This window comes from Stenotrophomonas sp. PD6 (assembly GCF_049199305.1).
Taxonomy (GTDB): Bacteria; Pseudomonadota; Gammaproteobacteria; order Xanthomonadales; family Xanthomonadaceae; genus Stenotrophomonas.
On sequence record NZ_JBLZQD010000002.1, the window covers coordinates 411,273 to 428,976 of the forward strand.

The following is a 17,704-nucleotide window of genomic DNA, read 5'->3' on the forward strand; positions in this document are numbered from 1 at the left end:
GCCGGGTGCGTCGTGGAATATATGGAAACGGTACAGGAGCACCGCCAGTATGTTTGGCTATTACGTGAAAATCGCTCTGCACAACGTCGCAAGGAACAAAGTTCTCACCGGGCTGATGATCCTGGCGATCACGGTTGGCATAGGAGCGAGCATGACAACGCTTACAGTCATGCATCTGCTGTCTGGTGACCCCCTTCCTGGGAAGAGTGGCGACATCTATTACCCACAGATAGATGTAAATCCCTACTCCAAGGGGCGGGAGCCTTATGATGTTATGGATTACAGAACTGCTTATGACCTTTGGTCTTCAAAGCAGGCCGATAGTCAAACGATGGTCGTTTCGAACCCGGTCAGGGTGCGATCAGGGATCCCTGGCGCGGTACCGCTGATGATCTCATCGATCTCGACAACGTCGGACTTCTTTACGATGTTCGACGTGCCACTGCAATACGGGCGTCCGTGGGTGGACGAGGACGACGTGCGCCGTAACCGGGTGGCAGTCATCTCAGATCGTCTCAACCAGCAGTTGTTCGGCGGCCGCAACAGCGTCGGTCAGAGTGTCAGAGTCAAAGATACGAACCTCCAGATCATCGGTGTCCTTGGACCATGGCGCCCATCGCCCCTGTTCTACAAGATCAGAGGCGGGCGCTACTCTGGCGGTGAGACGTCAGGATTCTACGGAGCGGCGGACGATGTGTTCCTCCCCCTGTCAGCCAGCCTTGAGATCAACGAAGGCGATTTCCGGCCCTTTACGTGCTGGGCCACTCCGGATCGCCCTGGTGTTCTGGAAGGGGCTCCTTGCGTGGCCGTCGCGCTATGGGTGAAGTTGGCCGGCGCTGGGCGAGTCCAGGCATACGATCGATTCCTTGGCAACTATGCCGCTGAGCAGAAGCGCCTTGGACGCATCAAGCACGACGACAATACGCGCCTGAGATCCCTGATGGGGTGGTTGGACTTCAACCAGGTCGTTCCCAGTGATGTCAAAGTGCAGGCGGCACTGGCCTTTGCGTTCCTCCTGATCTGCTTGGCAAATGTAGTCGGTCTGCTGCTTGCAAAGTTCATGAGGCACAGCGGAGAGATCGGGCTACGGCGTGCGTTGGGGGCAAGCAGATTGGCTGTTTTCATGCAGTGCTTGGTCGAGGCCGGCGTTATTGGTGCTGTTGGAGGAGTGTTGGGCCTGGTCATGACGCTGTTTGGTCTATGGGCGATTCGCATCCAGCCGGTGGCATACGCAGAACAGGTGCACTTGGACGTCGCCATGTTCGTTGCCACGTTCATCCTGTCCTTGGCCACCAGTCTTTTAGCGGGGGCTATCCCTGCCTACCGGGCTAGTTCCATCCAGCCGGTTGCCCAGCTCAAGCTGCTTTGAGGGAGAGCACTATGCAAGTCGGAATCATCATCGCGGCGCTGCGAAAGCACCGATTGGCCACGGTCTTGATCGCAATGGAGATCGCCTTGGCGTGTGCCGTGCTGTGCAATGCCATCTTCATGTTCATGGAGAAGCGTCGAGCACTCAATCTCAACAGCGGTGTGCAGGAGTCTTCCCTTGGGATCGTCCAGCTCGCCGGATTCAGCGCGGAGAACGCCAATGACATCAACGCTCGGGTGATTGGTGCCATTCAGGCTATCCCGGGCGTGGAGTCTGTGGGGGTGATGAGTGCTGTGCCCTTCGGGGAGTCGGGGGTCCGTGCCGGCGTGAACACCGATGAGGCGCTCGAGCGCGTCGGCGGAGTTCTGGACATCTATCTCGGGGATGCCGTAGCGCTCAAATCGCTAGGCTTGAATGTGGTGGCTGGCCGTATGCCGGAGCCAACTGAGTACGCCCCGATTGCGCAGTACGTACCGTCCAATGCACCAGTCCTCACGACTCGGCAGTTGGCTCATCGCTACTGGCCTGGAGACAGCGCAATCGGCCGCAGCCTATGGGCAATGGGCACCCGGTTCACGGTAATCGGTGTAGTCGACCACCTGGTCGTCTCTCAACCGGGTGGCGGAGAGGCGTTGGGCAATGATTGGTCGCTGATCGTTCCAGCTGCGGCCGGGCCGCAGCTGGCCGGCAGGTACGTCGTGCGAGCCAAGCCGGAGGATCTTCCTCGCATCTTTGGACAGGTCGGAAAGGTGGTATCGGCCGCTGCCCCTGATGTTGTTTTCGATCAGTCCGCCAGTCGCCCGCTTTCTGAACTCAGGTCTGATTACTTCCGCGGTGCAAAGGTCATGATGGGGCTGCTTGCCGCAGTGATCATCGCGCTGCTTGGGGCTACGGCACTGGGCATAGTGGGCTTGGCAAGTTACTGGGTAGAGCAACGTCGTAAGCAGATCGGTATCCGGCGTGCTTTGGGGGCCACCAGATCGGACATTCTGCGCTACTTCCAGATTGAGAATTTCCTTATCGTCAGCATTGGCATCGCGGCTGGTCTGATCCTGTCCTACGCGATGAATCTTGGCTTGATGCGGTTTTACGAGTTGCCGAGGCTTCCGGTAGCGTACTTGCCGATCAGTGCCATTGTGTTGTGGTTGCTGGGCCAGGCCGCAGTTCTGGTCCCGGCGCTGAAAGCCTCGGCAATCACTCCCGTTCAAGCAATCAGGTCGCTCTGACTCAATCAATGCGCACCCCGTGGTGGGCGCCTGAAGACGCCGAGGTGGAATATGCTCAATATGCAAGGACTTAGCAAAGTGTTTCAAGTTGAACACGTGCAGACCCATGCGCTTAGAAGGCTGGACCTGCACGTCCGCGAAGGTGAGTTTGTGGCGGTAACCGGACCATCAGGCTCGGGTAAGTCGACGTTCTTGAACATCGCGGGTCTTCTTGAGGATTCCACGTCCGGCTCGTACGTATTGGATGGGCAGGACGTATCCCGCCTGGGCGATCGCGAGCGAAGCCGGATCAGAAATGAGAAGATCGGCTTCATCTTTCAGGGATTCAATCTGATCCCGGATCTGACGCTCTACGATAACGTGGATGTGCCTTTGAGATACCGCGGACTCAGCCCGAGAGACCGTAAAGAGAGGATCAGCGGTGTCTTGGAGCGGGTAGGCCTTGGCTCCAGGGCTCACCACTATCCTGGCGCACTGTCAGGCGGGCAACAGCAGCGAGCCGCCATTGCGCGAGCGCTGGCTGGCACGCCCAGGCTGCTGTTGGCTGACGAGCCAACGGGTAACCTCGACACGGAAATGGCACACGGCGTCATGGAGCTTCTCCAAGAGATCAACACAGCCGGTGCCACGATCATCATTGTCACTCACGACGAGGAGATTGCCGGTCGAGTTGCTCGTAACGTGCACATCGTGGATGGGCACCTGTCTGACTTGGTCAGGCCGGTAGATGCTCTTGCCCCAGCCTAGCAGCGCACGGAACAACAGTCCGCTCCAGTGCGCGTCAACATCGTCCGGATATGTCGGGTTCGCACCCTGCGGGTTTCCACTAGGGGTAAGCCGACACGCATCGGTTACAGCAAGCCATCGCGCTTCACCGCCAGATACCGTTCCACCAGCGCCCCTGGCAGCGCATCGGCGGTGACATCCAGCACCATCACCCGGTGGCTGCGCAGCGCCTCATGCGCATCATTGCGCTGCTGCAGGTAGCGCGCGATGGCGCCCGCCTGCGCGGCATCCTGCAGCGTGTCCACGTCCTGGCCGAGCGCGGCGTCCAGCTCGCGCTCGCGCAGGCTGGCCACGCACACCAGGTGCTGGCGCTGCAGCAGGCGCACCGCCACCAGCAGGTCCTCGATATCCTCGTCGCGCACGTTGGTGACCAGCATCACCAGCGAACGGCGGCGTTGGCGCAGGCTCAGTTCGGTGGCCGCGGCCAGGTAGTCGGTCGCCACCGGCTGCGCCTGCAGGTCGTAGCTGGCGCGCAGCAGCGCGTCGATCGCGCCCATGCCGCGCTGCGGGGCCACCCAGCGGCTGTCGCCGCCGCTGGCGAACAGGCCCACCCCGTCGCCCTGGCGCAGCGCCAGGTAGGACACCACCAGTGCGGCATTGAGCACGTGGTCGAAGTGCGACAGGCCGCCTTCGCTGGCCATCATGCGGCGGCCGGTGTCGATCATCAGCACCAGCTGCTGGTTCTTCTCGTCCTGGTATTCGCGCGAGATCAGCTTGCGCGCGCGCGAGGTCGCCTTCCAGTCGATCTGGCGCAGGCTGTCGCCGATGCGGTATTCGCGCATCTGGTGGAAATCGGTACCCTCACCGCGGCGGCGCTTGAGGTGCGCGCCGACCAGGCGCGAGGCCTGTTCGGCACTGAACAGCGCGAAGCGGGTCAGCGGGGCGAAGTTGGGGTACACGCGCACGGTCAGCGCCGGCGGCAGCAGGCGCAGTTGCCGCCACATCCGCCACGGTGCGTGCAGGCGCAGATGGATGCCGTCGAAGGCGAAGCGGCCGCGCGCGGTCGGCGTGAGGGTGTACTCGATGCTGCTGGCGACCAGCGGCTTGAGCGTCAACGTGCGCGGCAGTCCCTGCAGCGACCATTCGCCGGGTACCCGGTCGAACACCTCCACCCGCTGGCGGCGGCTGGATTCGATGCGCAGGGTGGTGCGCCGTTCCACGTTCAACGCCAGCGATTCGGGCAGGTCGCGCTGTACCGTCGGCGAGGGCTGCGCGCGCAGTCGCAGCAGGTCGACCAGCGCCAGCAGCGCGATCGCCGCGCCCGCGACCTGCCAGGCCCAGCCGGGCAGCAGGCCGAACGCCACCGGCAGGCCGAGCAGCGCCCAGCCCACCAGCAGCACCAGCAGCAGCGGCCCTGGCCTCATTTGCGCGGCGCTTCCACCCTGGCCAGCAGCGCGGTCAGTGCATCGTCGGCCGACTGCCCTTCGATCTGCAGCTCCGGCGACAGCGCGATGCGATGACGCAGGGCGGGTCGCGCGATCTCGCGCACATCGTCCGGGGTCACGAAGTCGCGGCCGGCCAGCACCGCCTGCGCGCGCGCCGCACGCACCAGTGCGATGCTGCCACGCGGGCCGGCGCCGAGCGCGATGCCCGGGAAGCTGCGGGTCGCGGCGACGATGCGCACCGCGTAATCCACCACTTCCGGGTCCACGGTGATGGAGGCGGTGGCCTGCTGCAGCGCGATCACCTCGGCGGCGTTGAGTACGCGCGGCACCTGCGACAGGTCGAAGTCGGCCGCGCTGCGCCCGGTGGTGATCGCATCGACCATGCGCTTCTCATCCTCCAGTGCCGGGTAGTCGATGATCACCTTGAGCAGGAAGCGGTCCAGCTGCGCTTCCGGCAACGGATAGGTGCCTTCCTGCTCCACCGGGTTCTGCGTGGCCAGCGCCAGGAACGGCGGGGTCAGCGCGAACGACTTGCCCTCGATGGTGACCTGGCCTTCCTGCATCACTTCCAGCAGTGCGGACTGGGTCTTGGCCGGGGCGCGGTTGATCTCGTCGGCCAGCAGCAGGTTGGTGAACACCGGGCCGCGGCGGATCTTGAAGCTTTCCGATTTCGGGTCGTACACCGCGTGGCCGCTGACGTCGCTGGGCATCAGGTCCGGGGTGAACTGCACGCGCCCGTAGTCCAGCTCCAGGGCCTGGGCCAGTGCACGCACCAGCAGCGTCTTGCCCAGCCCGGGCACGCCCTCGATGAGCACGTGGCCACCGGCCAGCAGCGCGATCAGGATCTGGTCGAGTACCTCGGGCTGGCCGATGAACGCGCGGCCCACCGCCTCGCGCACGGCGTCGACGCGTTCGACCAGGCTCTGGCCGGACAGCGCGGGAGGGGACAGCGGCGGCGGAACGGTCGGCTCGGTCATAGCAGGTTTCTCATCTGGATCAGCAGGCGGATACGGTCACGCAGGGCCACGACATCCTTCGATGGCGGCACCTGCAGGGCGGTCTGGACGCGGGAATGCGGCCACTGCAGCAAGGTGGCGATGGCGTGCACCTGCGCCTCGCCGGCCAGGGCGGCGGCCGTGGGCGCACGCCGCCGCAGGCGCGCCAGGAAGGCGCGGCGCACGGCGTCGTACAGCAGCGGGGCCTTGCCGTAGCGCAGCAGGTGCTCGCCGCTGGCGCGTACGTGCTCCAGCAGCGAACGGCGCTCGGTGGCGGGAGCCGGCAATACGCTGCCCAACCGCTGCGAGCGCTGCCACAACCAGCCCAACAGCGCGAGCAGCAGCGGCACCCATACCGGCCAGCCCTGGTAGAAAATGCGCGACCACAGCGTGGGGGGCCGTGAGCCGTAGATCAGCCACATGGTGCCCTTGCCGTAGTTCGGGTCCAGCAGGTAGCGGGTCAGGTCGCGGTGGGCGGTGTCATGCAGGCCGTCGGCCAGGCTGTCCTTCGGGTCGTCGGCACGGAAGGGGCGCGGCGTTCCCTTGAGGAACTCCATGTCCGATACCACGTCGACGGTGCCGGCGCCCTTGCGCAGGCGCACGAACACGAGCCCGTCGTCGTCGTCGCCCCATTCGCGCTCCACGCGGATGCCGTCAGGCGCATCCACGCCAAAGCGGCGGCCCCTGCAGAACTCGACGTGACCCGGGTCGTCGGCGATGTGGAACGGCTTGCACGCACTGTCGTAGTACTCGGTGTCCACGCCCAGGGCGTCCAGCAGCGGCCCCTGCGTTGCCTCCGCGTCCTTGCTCAACGGCGGGGTGCGCAGCAGCAGATGGCCGCCGCCCTCGACCCACTGCAGCAGCGCCTTCGCGGTAGGGGCAGGTACATCGGCGTTGTCCTGCAGCAGCACCAGCGTGTCGCCGGGCTGCAGCTGCATGCGCCGCAGGTCGATGCGCGGACCGGACTGCGCGGTGATGCCATCGGCACGCAGCGCCTGGCCCAGCACATACAACGGGTTGTAACTGGCCTCGCCCTGCGGCGGCAGGTGCTCGGTATGGGTCACGCGCTCATGGGTGCGCAGGAACAGGATCGCCGCGGGCACGCCCAACACCACCAGCACGCCAACCACCAGCAACCAGCGAAGACGCGTGCTCATGCGCGCCACCGGAACTGGGTCTGGAGCGTGGTGGCCAAGGCCTCGAAGTCCTCCGGCTCGGGCAGGCGCCCGGCATAGGCGGCGTACTGCCACACCCGCACCACCTGCGCGAACAGCGTGCGGTCGGCCTCCTGGGGCATGCGCCGCGACGCGCGCAGGCATTGCGCCTCGGTCGCGCCCGGCGGCAGGACCACCTCGGCGCGTTCGCTCATCGATTCCACACTGGCGCGGTACAACAGCGCCAGCGCCTGCCGCGGCCGGCCCTGCTGCCACAGGTCACGCGCACGCGCGGCCGGGTCCGGCGGGATGACCTCGGGAAGTTCCACCGCCTCCTCGAGCACCGGGTCCATGGCAGTACGGCGGCGCACCCCGGTGCCGCGCAGCCAACGAACCCAGCGCGGCGCGGTGGCGACCAGCAGCACCACGAGCAGGCCGACGAAGCCCCACAGGACCCATTCGGCGATCTGCGCGGGCAGCAGCGGGCCCTTGAGTCGGCCATTGCCGTTCTTGTCCAGCTTGCGCTCTTTCTTTTCGGCTTCCTTTTCCGCGTCGGTCAGCGTGCGCTCCCAGCGGCTGACCTCGCGGGTGGAACTCACCAGCGGATCCTCGTAGCCACGCTGCACCGCCTGGCGGAAGCCGGCCGTGTCCGGCGCGGTACCGCCGAAGATCACCGCCGGTGTGTTGGACGGATCATCGGCCGGCACGGCTGGGGTGTCCTCGCTTTCGTCTTCGTCGCTGTACGCCTCGCCGTCCTCGTCGAAGGCGTCCTTCGGCACGCTGCAGCTGGGTGCCGCGCCCGGTTCGGTGGCATGTACTGCGGCCATCGGCCAGCACAGTACCAGCGCGAGCACCAGCAGGGGGGCCGCCTGCTGCAGCCGTTCGCGCAGGCGGCGGAACGCGATTTCCACGTCCCAGGCTTCCATCTCGGTGCGGCGGTTGAGGTACAGCGCGAAGCCGGCGCCCGCGTAGAAGGGCCCGATCAACGTGGCGGCCAGCCAGAAGAAGGCATTCACGCCCAGCTTCGCCCACGGTGGCATGGTTTCGCTGACCATCTCCCACGCGGCGCGCCAGGAGTCGGAGAGCAGGTCGAACGGCACGAACAGGAAGATCGCCGCGATGCAGCCGCTGACGATGACCAGCTCGAACGCCATGCAGACGGTGGTCAGCAGCAGGGCAGGCCCGAAGGCACCGCCCAGCACCGCGCGGCGGCGCACGCCGCGCTGCTGGGCGTCGCTGCCCTCCAGCAGATTGACCGGCATCAGCAACGCACGGAACGGACTGAAGCGGCGCCAGCCCAGGTAGCCCCAGAACCCGGTCCAGCCCCAGCTGCGCTGCGCACGCAACGTCTGCAGCGGGCGCGGTTCGTCGCCGAACACGCCGCGCGATATCACATACAGCGCGATCCGGTCCGTCAGCGGCTTGATCCACCACATGGCGATCCACGCCCAGCCGAAGGCATCGGCCCACCACGCCGCCGCGTTGAACAGCACGAACAGCGGCAGCGAAATGCACACCAGCGGCAGCCAGATCGCGCGGGCATGGCGACGCACCAGCGCGGTGCCCAGTTCCACGGCCTCCCATTCCGAGCGGGCGCGCAGGTTGACGTTGAGCTGGTCAATGCGCACGGCCATCTCCCCGTCCGCCACGCCACAGCCACACGAACACCAGGGTCCACAACACGGCGGCCACGCTGTACTTGCCCCACGCGGGGACGGCGGCAATGGACGACCAGAATGCTTCGATGAAGGCGGCCACCAGCAGCATCGCCGTGACCCCCAGGCACAGCTTGGCGCCGATCACGCCGCCTTCCACCAGTGCGTCGATGCGTCGACGGCGGCCGGGCGCCAGCAGCTTCATGCCCAGCTGCAGCCCGGCGCCGCCGGCGATCACGATCGCGGTCAGCTCGAAGGCACCGTGGCCGACCACGAACCGCCAGAACGGATCGCCGTGGCCAATGTGCTGCAGGTGGCCGGCCGCCGCACCGATGGTGAGTCCGTTGAACAGCAGCACCAGCACGGTGCCGACACCTGCCAGCAGGCCACTGGCGAAGGTGCGCAGGCCGATGCTGATGTTGTTCATGATGTAGTAGCCGAACATCATCCAGTCCGTGCCGCTGTCGCGGCCCAGATGCGGCGACGACGGGTCGTACATGCGCTCCATCGCCGCGATGTCTTTGTTGTCCATCAGCATGTGCACCACGTCCGGGTGCCATTGGATCAACGCGAAGCTGCCCACCAGCGGCAGCACGAACAGCGCGGTGGCCACCCACATGCTGCGCGCCTGGCTGCGCACCAGTTGCGGGAAATCGGCGAGCAGGAATTCCAGTGCGCGCCGCCAGCGGGGCGCCGGGGTGCGATAGAGCAGGCCGTGGCCCTCCTGCATCAGCTGCTGCAGGCGCGCCACCAGCTGCGGGCTGTAGCCGCGCTTGCGCGCCAGCGCCAGTTGCTGGCACAGGCGACGGTAGCGCTGCGGGACATCTTCGTCATTGAGGGAAGACGGGTCGACGATGCGCCGCGCGCGGCGCGCGTTGTCGCCCCGCAGGGCAAGCCACCGCTCCAGCGCCTGCCATTCGCTCTGGTACCGGGCGACGAACTGTTCCTGTCTCATCGGCGCCCCAGCAGCCAGTTGGCCATGGCATACAGGCGCAGCACGCCCACCTGACCCTGCCCGCCGCTGATCGGCTCGGCGACGGCGGCGAGCTCCTGCTGGCGCGGCCCGGACAAGCGCGGCGCGCGCTCGGCGAAGGCGACCACCGCTGCCTGCTCCGCCGGCAGCAAGGGCTGTGGCGGCGCCAGCACCGTGTCGATGGCAACACTGGCCGCGAGCGGCCGGGTGGTGTCGTGAATGACCACTGTGCCGGCGACGAGGTCGCCAAGGCGGCGCCCATGCGGGTCGAACAGGCTCGACAGCAGACCCAGCGCATAGCCGAACGGCAGCATGTCCACGGTGCGCAGCAGGTTGCGGGTGATGGCGGCCATCCAGCCGATCGGCGCGCCGTCCTGGGCAACCACGCGCAGGCTGAGCAGGCGCTTGCCCAGGGTGCGGCCCCAGCAGGCTTCCTGCACGATGGTGTAGGCCCACATCAGCAGGAACATCAGGGCCAGGTAGAGCCCCTGGCCGAATTCGCCCAGCACGGCCAGCGGAATGCTCAGCAGCAGCAGCGCCGCGACGCGGATCACGAAGTCGATCGCCCACGCCAGCGCACGCGGCACCGGGCCGGCGGCCGGCAGGTGCAGCGGCACGCCTTCGGGCGTGATCACTTCACGGTAGGTATCCAGCATCGGCCCGCTCATGCGCGCACGCGATGGGAGGTGGGGCGCCGGATTCCTCTCCGGTCGGCTGCCAACGGCATGCGGTTCTCGACTGCTTCCTGGGTCGGACAACGACTTTACCGTGTACAGGCACGCACCGGTAGAGCCACCCCAGAACCGACACCCTCACATCCCAAGGTACTTGTCCTTCAACCGCACATAGTGGTCAGCCGAATAATGCAGCGACTCGATCTCCTGATTGCTCAGGGTGCGCGCCGGCCGTGCCGGGTTGCCCACCCACAGCTCGCCTTCGCCGACCACCTTGCCGGGCCCGACCACCGCGCCGGCGCCGACAAAGCTGTGGCGGCTCACGGTGGCGCCGTCCAGGATGCAGGCACCCATGCCGATCAGGCAGTAATCGCCGATGGTGCAGGCGTGCACGATGGTGCCGTGGCCGAGCGTGACGCCTTCGCCGATCAGGGTCGGGTAGCCGCCCTTGTTGTACGGGCTGTGGTGGCTGACATGGATGATGGTGCCGTCCTGGATGTTGCTGCGCGCACCGATCCGCACATGGTTGACGTCACCCCGGATCACCGTACCCGGCCATACCGAGACATCCTCGCCCAACACCACGTCGCCAATGATGGTGCAGGCCGGATCGATGTAGGCGCGCGCGCCAACGACGGGGAAGGTATCGAGGAAGGGACGCAGGGGGGACATGGGGGAGCTCCGTAAGGCAGACCATGATGATAACGCCGGGGTGCCAATCGGACCCCCGCATGCATCGCGCAGCCACCCATGGGGTGGCTCTACGCTCTGCGCCATATTCTCCACCGCGGTAGAGCCACCCCATGGGTGGCTGGCTCTACTGCGTGGCTGGCCCGGTCAACCCGGCGCGTGCTCCGCCAACATCCGGCGAAACAGCTGGTCCAGCGCCTCCGCCGAGCCATCGCCGGCGGCAAGCGCGGGCGGAGCCTGTTCCATACGCTGCATCGCGGCGTCGATCCAATCATTGATGATGGGAATCCGGGGGCGCTCGCTGACTTCTGCGCTGGCCCGCTTGACCATCAGCAACTGTTCGATTGCATCGCGAACGGGGCCGGTCGGCAGCAGCCGATCCAGCAGCTGCTCGAAGGCCATCGGAGGCGGAGTGGTCGTGTCGCGCTCGATCCACTGACAGGCCAGAAGTGGCCGCAGTACATACAGGTATTTCTTGGTGCGCACATTTTCGCCGCCCAGATGCAGGCGGTGCGTGGACTGGGCCATGCTGCGGTAGTGCCACCAACTCCCCAACGGCGAATGGAACCTGTCCACGGCCTCCAGCAACGACGCTACCGCCGCATCGTCCTGGCGGTACACGATGGGGGAGCGCAGCCACTCTGACAATGTCGGGTTCGACTTCGACACCAGCCGCAGGGCCTTGCGCAGGTCCCAGCCGCTGACATCGAGTTCATCGTCGATGGGCAGTTCAATGACATCACGCTGCGCCTGGTTGGGGCCGGTCGCCTCGTTGACGGTGAGGTACCACGCTTGGCGGTGCACGTAGATGAAGCGCGCGTCGTAGTCGCTGTCGGGGGACGAGAAGCCCCAGCCGCGGCTGCCTGATTCGCAAGCCATGAGGATGCGGACGTCGTGATCGCGTTCGATCCGGTCCAGCTCGGTCAGTACGGCAACGCGCTTCTCCGGCGCGATGGGGTGGATATCCATATGCATGCAGTGTTGGCGGAAGACCGCCCGATTGTAGAGCCACCCCATGGGTGGCTCCACACTTACGCCACCCGGCTGCGGCGCGCGCGCTCCAGGTGCACCAGCAGCAGCGAGATCGCGGCCGGGGTCATGCCCGGAATGCGCTGGGCCTGGCCGATGGTCTGCGGGCGCACGCGTTCCAGCTTCTGCTGCACTTCGGCCGACAACCCGCGCACGCCGGCGTAATCGAACGCGGCGTCGATGGCGGTGTTCTCGTGCCGCTGCTGGCGCTCGATCTCCTCGCGCTGGCGGTCCAGGTAACCGGCGTACTTGACCCCGATTTCCACCTGCTCGGCGACCTTGGCGTCGTCCACGCCCGGGCCCAGCGACGGCACCTGCATGAGCTTGGCGTAATCCAGTTCCGGGCGCTTGATCAGATCCAGCACGTTGGTCTCGCGGCTGACCGCCACGCCCAGCGTGGCCTCCACCTCGCGCCCCAACGCATTGCCCGGGGTGGCCCACAGCGCACGCAGCCGCGCCGATTCCAGTGCCACGGCCTCCTGCTTGGCCTGGAACGCGGCCCAGCGACGCTCGTCGACCAGGCCCAGTTCGCGACCGATGCCGGTCAGGCGCACGTCGGCGTTGTCCTCGCGCAGCTGCAGCCGGTACTCGGCACGGCTGGTGAACATGCGGTACGGCTCGGTGGTGCCGTGGGTGATCAGGTCGTCGACCAGCACGCCCAGGTAGGCCTCGTCGCGGCGCGGGCACCAGCCGGCCTCATCGCGCACGTGGCGCGCGGCATTGAGCCCGGCCAGCAGGCCCTGCGCGGCGGCCTCTTCATAGCCGGTGGTGCCGTTGATCTGGCCGGCGAAGAACAGCCCCGAGACTGCCTTGGTCTCCAGCGTGTTGTTCAGCCCGCGCGGGTCGAAGAAGTCGTATTCGATGGCATAGCCGGGGCGGGTGATGTGCGCGTTGCCGAAACCACGGATGCTGCGCACCAGTGCCAGCTGCACGTCGAACGGCAATGACGTGGAGATGCCATTGGGATAGATCTCCACCACGTCCAGCCCCTCGGGCTCGACGAAGATCTGGTGGCTGGCTTTCTCGGCGAAGCGCACCACCTTGTCCTCGATGGACGGGCAGTAGCGCGGGCCGATGCCCTCGATCTGGCCGCTGTACAGCGGCGAGCGGTGCAGCGCGCCACGGATGATCTCGTGGGTCTGCTCGCTGGTATGGGTGATCCAGCAGCTCACCTGCGCCGGGTGCTCGGCCACGCTGCCCAGGAACGACATTACCGGGCGCGGGTCGTCGCCGGGCTGCTCGTCCATGACGCTGTAGTCCAGCGACCGGCCGTCGATGCGCGGCGGGGTGCCGGTCTTCAGCCGGTCGATCGCAAACGGACGCTCGCGCAGGCGCGCGGCGAGCGTGGTGGCCGGCGGGTCGCCCATGCGGCCGGCGGCGTACTGGGTCTGGCCCACGTGGATCTTGCCGGCCAGGAAGGTGCCGGCCGTGAGCACCACCGCCGGTGCGTTGAACTGCAGCCCGGTCTGGGTGATGACGCCGCGCACCGCGTCGCCGTCGATCACCAGGTCATCGACGGCCGCCTGGAAGACGGTCAGGTTCGGCTGTGCCTCGACCATCCCGCGGATCGCCATGCGGTACAGGTTGCGGTCGGCCTGGCAGCGCGTGGCGCGCACCGCAGGACCCTTGGACGCGTTGAGCGTGCGCCACTGGATGCCGGCGCGGTCGGCGGCATGCGCCATGGCGCCGCCGAGGGCATCGATTTCCTTGACCAGGTGCCCCTTGCCGATGCCGCCGATGGCCGGATTGCAGCTCATCGCGCCGATGGTTTCCACGTTGTGGGTCAGCAGCAGCGTACGCACGCCACTGCGGGCGGCCGCCAGCGCGGCTTCGGTACCGGCGTGGCCGCCGCCGATCACGATGACGTCGTAGCCGTAGAAAGAATCGGTCATGGGTAGCTCGGGAGCGGGCCGGCACGGCCCGGATCAGCCCTGGGGCAGGGCGTGGCGGATGATTTTAGCGCCGATCGCGGCAGGTCCGTGAACCGTGGCCCGCCAGGGCAGCGGACACCCCGGCGAAAAAAAACCGATATCCACCCTCAAGTTGGCACGTTTTCTGCAGATAACCCAATAGCACCCAGGATGGCAGGTGCCTTCGGGCGCTACGAACCGGAATTGGAACAGGGGCCGGTTCATGCGCATCCAGGGGAAGCAGAGGGGCCGGCAGTCGGGGGACTGTCGGCCCTGTTTTTTTGTGTCCGCGCCACGTAGGGGGCGCCAAACAAAAGGCCCCGCCATGGCGGGGCCTTCTGCTTTATAGGTGCCGACATCCGACAGGGCCGGAACAGGGGGGATCCAGATGTTCCTGTCGGATATCGACATAGAGCTCAATGTGACGCCCCGTGTCGTTTTTGTCACTTTTCGACCGAGGCCGTCACCACCCGGCTAGATTGGACTGCCAAGGGCGTGAAAATCAAGCGCCTTTATCTATCTTGTGTGCGCTGGTTCACCCTATCCATGTTTCGCCAAGGCGAACCGTTCGACCGCTGCGGCGGCGGGCTGGGCCGCGACTGCGGCGCGCTGGCCGGACGCTGCTGCTGGACCTGCTGCGGCGGGCGGTCCGGACGCGGCGGGCGGCCGCCCACCGAATCCATGTTCCGCCACGGCGAGCCGCCGTTGTACGGCGGGCGCGGACGGTCCGGCGGGCGGACCTGGCCACCCTCGCCGTTGCCAGGACGCGGCGGCGGGCGGTGGTTGTGCGGCGGGCGATAGTTCGGGTACGGGCGGTAGATGGGGTAGCTGTTGTAGCCACCGTAACCCCCATAGCCGTAGTAGCCGCCACCACCGTAGTAGCCGCTGCCGTAGCCATACGGGTAGCCGGCCGGGTAGCGGTACTCCACCGACGGCGCACCGTGGTAGTAGCCGCTGCCGCCGCCACCGCCGACGTAGTCGTAGGTGGCGCAACCGGACAAGGCCAGCAACAGGCCGCCGGCAAACATCAGGCGCATCTTCATGATCGGGTCCCCCCAAGGGTATAGCCCCAGCTTCAGGCCGGCGCATTGAATCGGCCCTTAACTTCGGCCCATCCGGATGAATGGTTGCCATCGTGTCACGTCTTATTCGGGCGGTGCGGATCGGAGGCTTACGTTAATCTTGTGTCATGACCGATTCATCCTTGCCCTGTGCCGATGACCTGTTGGCCGCCGCCGCGCGGATCGCGCCGCACGCCAGCGTCACGCCCGTGTTGCAGTCACGCACCCTGGACGCCCTTGCCGGGGCCACCCTGGCCTTCAAGGCCGAGCATCTCCAGCGCGGCGGGGCATTCAAGTTCCGTGGTGCCTGCAATGCTGTGTGGGCGCTGTCCGACGCGGCGGCTGCACGCGGGGTGGTGACGCATTCGTCCGGGAACCACGGCGCCGCGCTGGCCCTGGCCGCCCGCACCCGCGGCATCGCCTGCCATGTGGTGGTCCCCGAGGGCGCGGTGGCCGCCAAGCTGGCGAACATCGTGCGCCACGGCGCGACCCTGTGGCGCTGCGAACCCAGCATCGCCGCGCGTGAGGCGATGTGCGCCCGCGTTGAAGCCGACACCGGCGCGACGCTGGTCCATCCTTATACGGACCGCCAGGTGATCGCCGGGCAGGGCACCGCCGCGCTGGAGCTGCTGCACAGCCACGGCCCGTTCGACACGCTGGTGGTGCCGGTGGGCGGTGGCGGGCTCGCGGCAGGCACCCGCCTGGCGCTGCAGGCCGCTGCCCCGGGCACGCGGCTGGTGCTGGCCGAACCGGCCGGGGCCGCCGATACCGCGCGCTCGCTGGCCGCGGGGGAGCGGCGCGTGGACTTCACCCCCGATACGATCTGCGACGGCCTGCGCGGCACGCTGGGCGCGCCCAACTTCGCCCTGCTGCACGGCGCCGCGGAGGTGATCACCGTCGACGACGCGGACACCATCGCCGCCATGCGCCTGCTCTGGCAGGTCCTGAAACAGGTCGTGGAGCCGTCTTCGGCGATCGCGCTGGCCGCGATCCTGTCCGACCCGGCACGCTTCGCCGGGCAGCGGGTGGGGGTGGTGCTGTCGGGCGGCAATGTCGACCTCGACGCGCTGCCCTGGACGGGCGCATGACCCGGCGCGCGCGCGTCGGCCTGATGGGCTGGGTATGGCGGCTGTGCATCCTGCTGGCCGCCTGGCTGCTGTGCGTGACCGCATGGATCGTCTGGGTGGGCGAGCGCGACCAGGCCGCGAAGGCCGATGCCATCATCGTGCTCGGCGCGGCCGCCTATGACGCCAAGCCGTCACCGGTGTTCGAGGAGCGCATCCGCCACGGTCTGGATCTGTACCGCCAGGGCTACGCCCCGCTGCTGATCTTCACCGGCGGCTACGGCGGCAGCGGCGCGCGTTTCTCCGAATCGCAGGTGGCGCGTCGCTACGCGCTCAAGCAGGGCGTGCCGGAAGACGCGATCCTGATCGAAACCGCGTCGCGCACCACCCGCCAGAACCTGGTCGAGGCGCGCCGGTTGATGGACCAGCACAAGCTGCACCGGGTGATCATCGTCAGCGATCCGCTGCACATGGCCCGCGCGCTGCGCCTGGCCCAGGAGCTGGGTATCGACGCGCTGGCGTCATCCACGCCGAGCACGCGTTTCCGCAGCTTCCACACCAGCTGGAAGTTCCTGGCGCAGGAAATCTATTTCTTCCACCGGGACATGTTCCCGTCGTCGAACGGTTCCTGACCGCGCCGGACACGCATGGCGTGTCCCTACGGATGGTTACGTGGTTTTGCGCCGGATCGGAATCGCCGACACCGGTACGCTGGCGACGTCCTGACCACGCTCGCGGATCGGCGCACCCGCTTCCGGTGCCCAGGCGTGCGCATAGATCACTTCCCAGCTGCTGGGCAGCTTGCCATCGTCGCGGCGCAGCGGTTCGTAGGCCGCGCGTGCCGCAGCAAAGCGACCACGCCCGGTCAGGGTATGCCGGCGATCCTGGCGCGCGTTGGTGGCACCGATGGCGCGCAGCTCACGCATCAGGGCGTCCAGGTCGTTGTAGGTCAGCGTGAACAGGTCGCGGTCCAGCACCGGATCGCGGAATCCGGACATCATCAGCGCATCGCCGAACTGGGCGATGGGCGGAAAGCGGCTGACATGCGGGCTGTTGTCGGCGCTGGCAAACGCGTCGCGCAGCTCGATCAGCGTCTCCGGGCCGAACGTGGAACACAGCAACAGGCCGCCGGGCTTGAGCGCGCGCCGGAAGCCGGCGAACACGGCCGGCAGGTCTTCCACCCATTGCAGGCACAGGTTGCTGTAGATCACGTCGACGCTCTGGTCCAGCACCGGCAGCGCCTGCGCGTCGCCGCACACACGCGAAAACGGCTTCCACCAGCCCGCCTGCTTCTTCGCTTCGCGCAGCATCGGTGCGGCCAGATCCAGCGCGATCACCTGCGCCTTCGGCCAGCGCTTCTTCATGGCCGCACTGGCGTGCCCGGTGCCGCTGCCCACGTCCAGCACCACCTCCGGCTGCCGGTTCTCCAGGTAGTCCAGCGATTCCAGCAGCCGCTTTTCCACTTCGCGCTGCAGGGCAGCGGCGGCGTCATAACTGCTGGCGGCGCGCGAAAACGCGCGGCGGACGTGATGGGAATCGAAGTGGGTGGTCATGAAAGGCTCACTACGGAAAACGGACAACAGGCCGGGATCATCCCCGAGCGGTAGCGGGCGCCCCGGGGGGGGGGGGGGGGGGAAAAAAAAAAAAAAAAAAAAACCCCCGCCGCACAAAGGACGGAGACGGGGGGGGATTGGGCACCAAAAGCGCGCCGCCACAGAGACGAAGCCGGCCCC

16 protein-coding genes are annotated in these 17,704 nt (G+C 67.0%); 5 read left to right on the forward strand and 11 right to left on the reverse strand.

The features are described 5' to 3' along the window. Positions 1 to 49: 49 nt before the first annotated feature. From ACOZHM_RS04650 to ACOZHM_RS04660, 3 genes are read left to right on the forward strand one after another with little or no spacing between them, the layout of a single operon-like run. Positions 50 to 1,369: an ABC transporter permease gene (locus ACOZHM_RS04650; protein ID WP_421567819.1), complete on the forward strand. Its 1,320-nt coding sequence runs from the start codon at positions 50 to 52 to the stop codon at positions 1,367 to 1,369. Positions 1,370 to 1,380: 11 nt separating this feature from the next. Continuing rightward, complete coding sequence (locus ACOZHM_RS04655; protein WP_421567820.1) at positions 1,381 to 2,595, forward strand: ABC transporter permease; 1,215 nt, start codon at positions 1,381 to 1,383, stop codon at positions 2,593 to 2,595. A gap of 51 nt (positions 2,596 to 2,646) precedes the next feature. After that, a complete protein-coding gene (locus tag ACOZHM_RS04660; protein WP_421567822.1) occupies positions 2,647 to 3,342 on the forward strand; it encodes an ABC transporter ATP-binding protein in 696 nt (231 codons plus the stop codon). Between the two features lie 104 nt (positions 3,343 to 3,446). Here the strand turns inward: ACOZHM_RS04660 and ACOZHM_RS04665 are convergent, their stop codons facing one another. The 10 genes from ACOZHM_RS04665 to ACOZHM_RS04710 form a co-directional block, all read right to left on the reverse strand. Continuing rightward, on the reverse strand, positions 3,447 to 4,745 hold the full coding sequence (locus tag ACOZHM_RS04665) for a DUF58 domain-containing protein (protein ID WP_421567823.1): 1,299 nt from the start codon (positions 4,743 to 4,745) through the stop codon (positions 3,447 to 3,449). Next, positions 4,742 to 5,743 carry an AAA family ATPase gene (locus ACOZHM_RS04670; protein ID WP_421567824.1) on the reverse strand — a complete coding sequence of 334 codons (1,002 nt, stop codon included), beginning with the start codon at positions 5,741 to 5,743 and terminating at the stop codon, positions 4,742 to 4,744. The genes ACOZHM_RS04665 and ACOZHM_RS04670 overlap by 4 nt, the downstream gene beginning before the upstream one ends. After that, positions 5,740 to 6,918: a DUF4350 domain-containing protein gene (locus ACOZHM_RS04675; protein WP_421567826.1), complete on the reverse strand. Its 1,179-nt coding sequence runs from the start codon at positions 6,916 to 6,918 to the stop codon at positions 5,740 to 5,742. Before ACOZHM_RS04675 ends, ACOZHM_RS04670 begins: the two co-directional genes overlap by 4 nt. Then, a complete protein-coding gene (locus ACOZHM_RS04680) occupies positions 6,915 to 8,543 on the reverse strand; it encodes a DUF4129 domain-containing protein (RefSeq protein ID WP_421568107.1) in 1,629 nt (542 codons plus the stop codon). The genes ACOZHM_RS04675 and ACOZHM_RS04680 overlap by 4 nt, the downstream gene beginning before the upstream one ends. Beyond that, a complete protein-coding gene (locus tag ACOZHM_RS04685) occupies positions 8,533 to 9,525 on the reverse strand; it encodes a stage II sporulation protein M (protein ID WP_421567827.1) in 993 nt (330 codons plus the stop codon). Before ACOZHM_RS04685 ends, ACOZHM_RS04680 begins: the two co-directional genes overlap by 11 nt. Continuing rightward, positions 9,522 to 10,211 (reverse strand): RDD family protein, encoded by a 690-nt coding sequence (locus ACOZHM_RS04690; protein WP_421567828.1) that lies wholly within the window; start codon positions 10,209 to 10,211, stop codon positions 9,522 to 9,524. Before ACOZHM_RS04690 ends, ACOZHM_RS04685 begins: the two co-directional genes overlap by 4 nt. 144 nt (positions 10,212 to 10,355) lie before the next feature. After that, positions 10,356 to 10,889, reverse strand: a complete 534-nt coding sequence (locus tag ACOZHM_RS04695; protein WP_421567830.1) for a gamma carbonic anhydrase family protein — start codon at positions 10,887 to 10,889, stop codon at positions 10,356 to 10,358. 165 nt (positions 10,890 to 11,054) lie between these two features. After that, positions 11,055 to 11,924 (reverse strand): DNA polymerase beta superfamily protein, encoded by an 870-nt coding sequence (locus ACOZHM_RS04700; RefSeq protein WP_421567831.1) that lies wholly within the window; start codon positions 11,922 to 11,924, stop codon positions 11,055 to 11,057. Between the two features lie 14 nt (positions 11,925 to 11,938). Then, positions 11,939 to 13,828 carry a tRNA uridine-5-carboxymethylaminomethyl(34) synthesis enzyme MnmG gene (mnmG, locus tag ACOZHM_RS04705; protein ID WP_421567832.1) on the reverse strand — a complete coding sequence of 630 codons (1,890 nt, stop codon included), beginning with the start codon at positions 13,826 to 13,828 and terminating at the stop codon, positions 11,939 to 11,941. 530 nt (positions 13,829 to 14,358) lie between these two features. Continuing rightward, positions 14,359 to 14,889, reverse strand: a complete 531-nt coding sequence (locus ACOZHM_RS04710) for a hypothetical protein (RefSeq protein WP_421567834.1) — start codon at positions 14,887 to 14,889, stop codon at positions 14,359 to 14,361. A gap of 146 nt (positions 14,890 to 15,035) precedes the next feature. On the opposite strand from ACOZHM_RS04710, the gene ACOZHM_RS04715 reads away from it, so the two are divergent. Both ACOZHM_RS04715 and ACOZHM_RS04720 read left to right on the forward strand, forming a co-directional pair. Then, positions 15,036 to 15,995, forward strand: a complete 960-nt coding sequence (locus tag ACOZHM_RS04715; protein WP_421567835.1) for a pyridoxal-phosphate dependent enzyme — start codon at positions 15,036 to 15,038, stop codon at positions 15,993 to 15,995. After that, positions 15,992 to 16,603: a YdcF family protein gene (locus tag ACOZHM_RS04720; protein ID WP_421567836.1), complete on the forward strand. Its 612-nt coding sequence runs from the start codon at positions 15,992 to 15,994 to the stop codon at positions 16,601 to 16,603. Before ACOZHM_RS04715 ends, ACOZHM_RS04720 begins: the two co-directional genes overlap by 4 nt. A gap of 36 nt (positions 16,604 to 16,639) precedes the next feature. Here ACOZHM_RS04720 and bioC read toward each other — a convergent pair whose 3' ends face one another. Further along, positions 16,640 to 17,524 carry a malonyl-ACP O-methyltransferase BioC gene (bioC, locus tag ACOZHM_RS04725; RefSeq protein ID WP_421567837.1) on the reverse strand — a complete coding sequence of 295 codons (885 nt, stop codon included), beginning with the start codon at positions 17,522 to 17,524 and terminating at the stop codon, positions 16,640 to 16,642. Between the last annotated feature and the right edge of the window lie 180 nt (positions 17,525 to 17,704).

Coding starts and splice junctions, on each gene's coding strand:
- ACOZHM_RS04700 (WP_421567831.1), bottom strand. CDS start 11,924: ATGGGGTGGCTCTACAATCGGGCGGTCTTCCGCCAACACTGCATGCAT.
- ACOZHM_RS04670 (WP_421567824.1), bottom strand. CDS start 5,743: ATGACCGAGCCGACCGTTCCGCCGCCGCTGTCCCCTCCCGCGCTGTCC.
- bioC (WP_421567837.1), bottom strand. CDS start 17,524: ATGACCACCCACTTCGATTCCCATCACGTCCGCCGCGCGTTTTCGCGC.
- ACOZHM_RS04660 (WP_421567822.1), top strand. CDS start 2,647: ATGCTCAATATGCAAGGACTTAGCAAAGTGTTTCAAGTTGAACACGTG.
- ACOZHM_RS04675 (WP_421567826.1), bottom strand. CDS start 6,918: ATGAGCACGCGTCTTCGCTGGTTGCTGGTGGTTGGCGTGCTGGTGGTG.
- ACOZHM_RS04695 (WP_421567830.1), bottom strand. CDS start 10,889: ATGTCCCCCCTGCGTCCCTTCCTCGATACCTTCCCCGTCGTTGGCGCG.
- ACOZHM_RS04715 (WP_421567835.1), top strand. CDS start 15,036: ATGACCGATTCATCCTTGCCCTGTGCCGATGACCTGTTGGCCGCCGCC.
- ACOZHM_RS04690 (WP_421567828.1), bottom strand. CDS start 10,211: ATGAGCGGGCCGATGCTGGATACCTACCGTGAAGTGATCACGCCCGAA.
- ACOZHM_RS04685 (WP_421567827.1), bottom strand. CDS start 9,525: ATGAGACAGGAACAGTTCGTCGCCCGGTACCAGAGCGAATGGCAGGCG.
- ACOZHM_RS04710 (WP_421567834.1), bottom strand. CDS start 14,889: ATGAAGATGCGCCTGATGTTTGCCGGCGGCCTGTTGCTGGCCTTGTCC.
- ACOZHM_RS04665 (WP_421567823.1), bottom strand. CDS start 4,745: ATGAGGCCAGGGCCGCTGCTGCTGGTGCTGCTGGTGGGCTGGGCGCTG.
- ACOZHM_RS04650 (WP_421567819.1), top strand. CDS start 50: ATGTTTGGCTATTACGTGAAAATCGCTCTGCACAACGTCGCAAGGAAC.
- mnmG (WP_421567832.1), bottom strand. CDS start 13,828: ATGACCGATTCTTTCTACGGCTACGACGTCATCGTGATCGGCGGCGGC.
- ACOZHM_RS04720 (WP_421567836.1), top strand. CDS start 15,992: ATGACCCGGCGCGCGCGCGTCGGCCTGATGGGCTGGGTATGGCGGCTG.
- ACOZHM_RS04655 (WP_421567820.1), top strand. CDS start 1,381: ATGCAAGTCGGAATCATCATCGCGGCGCTGCGAAAGCACCGATTGGCC.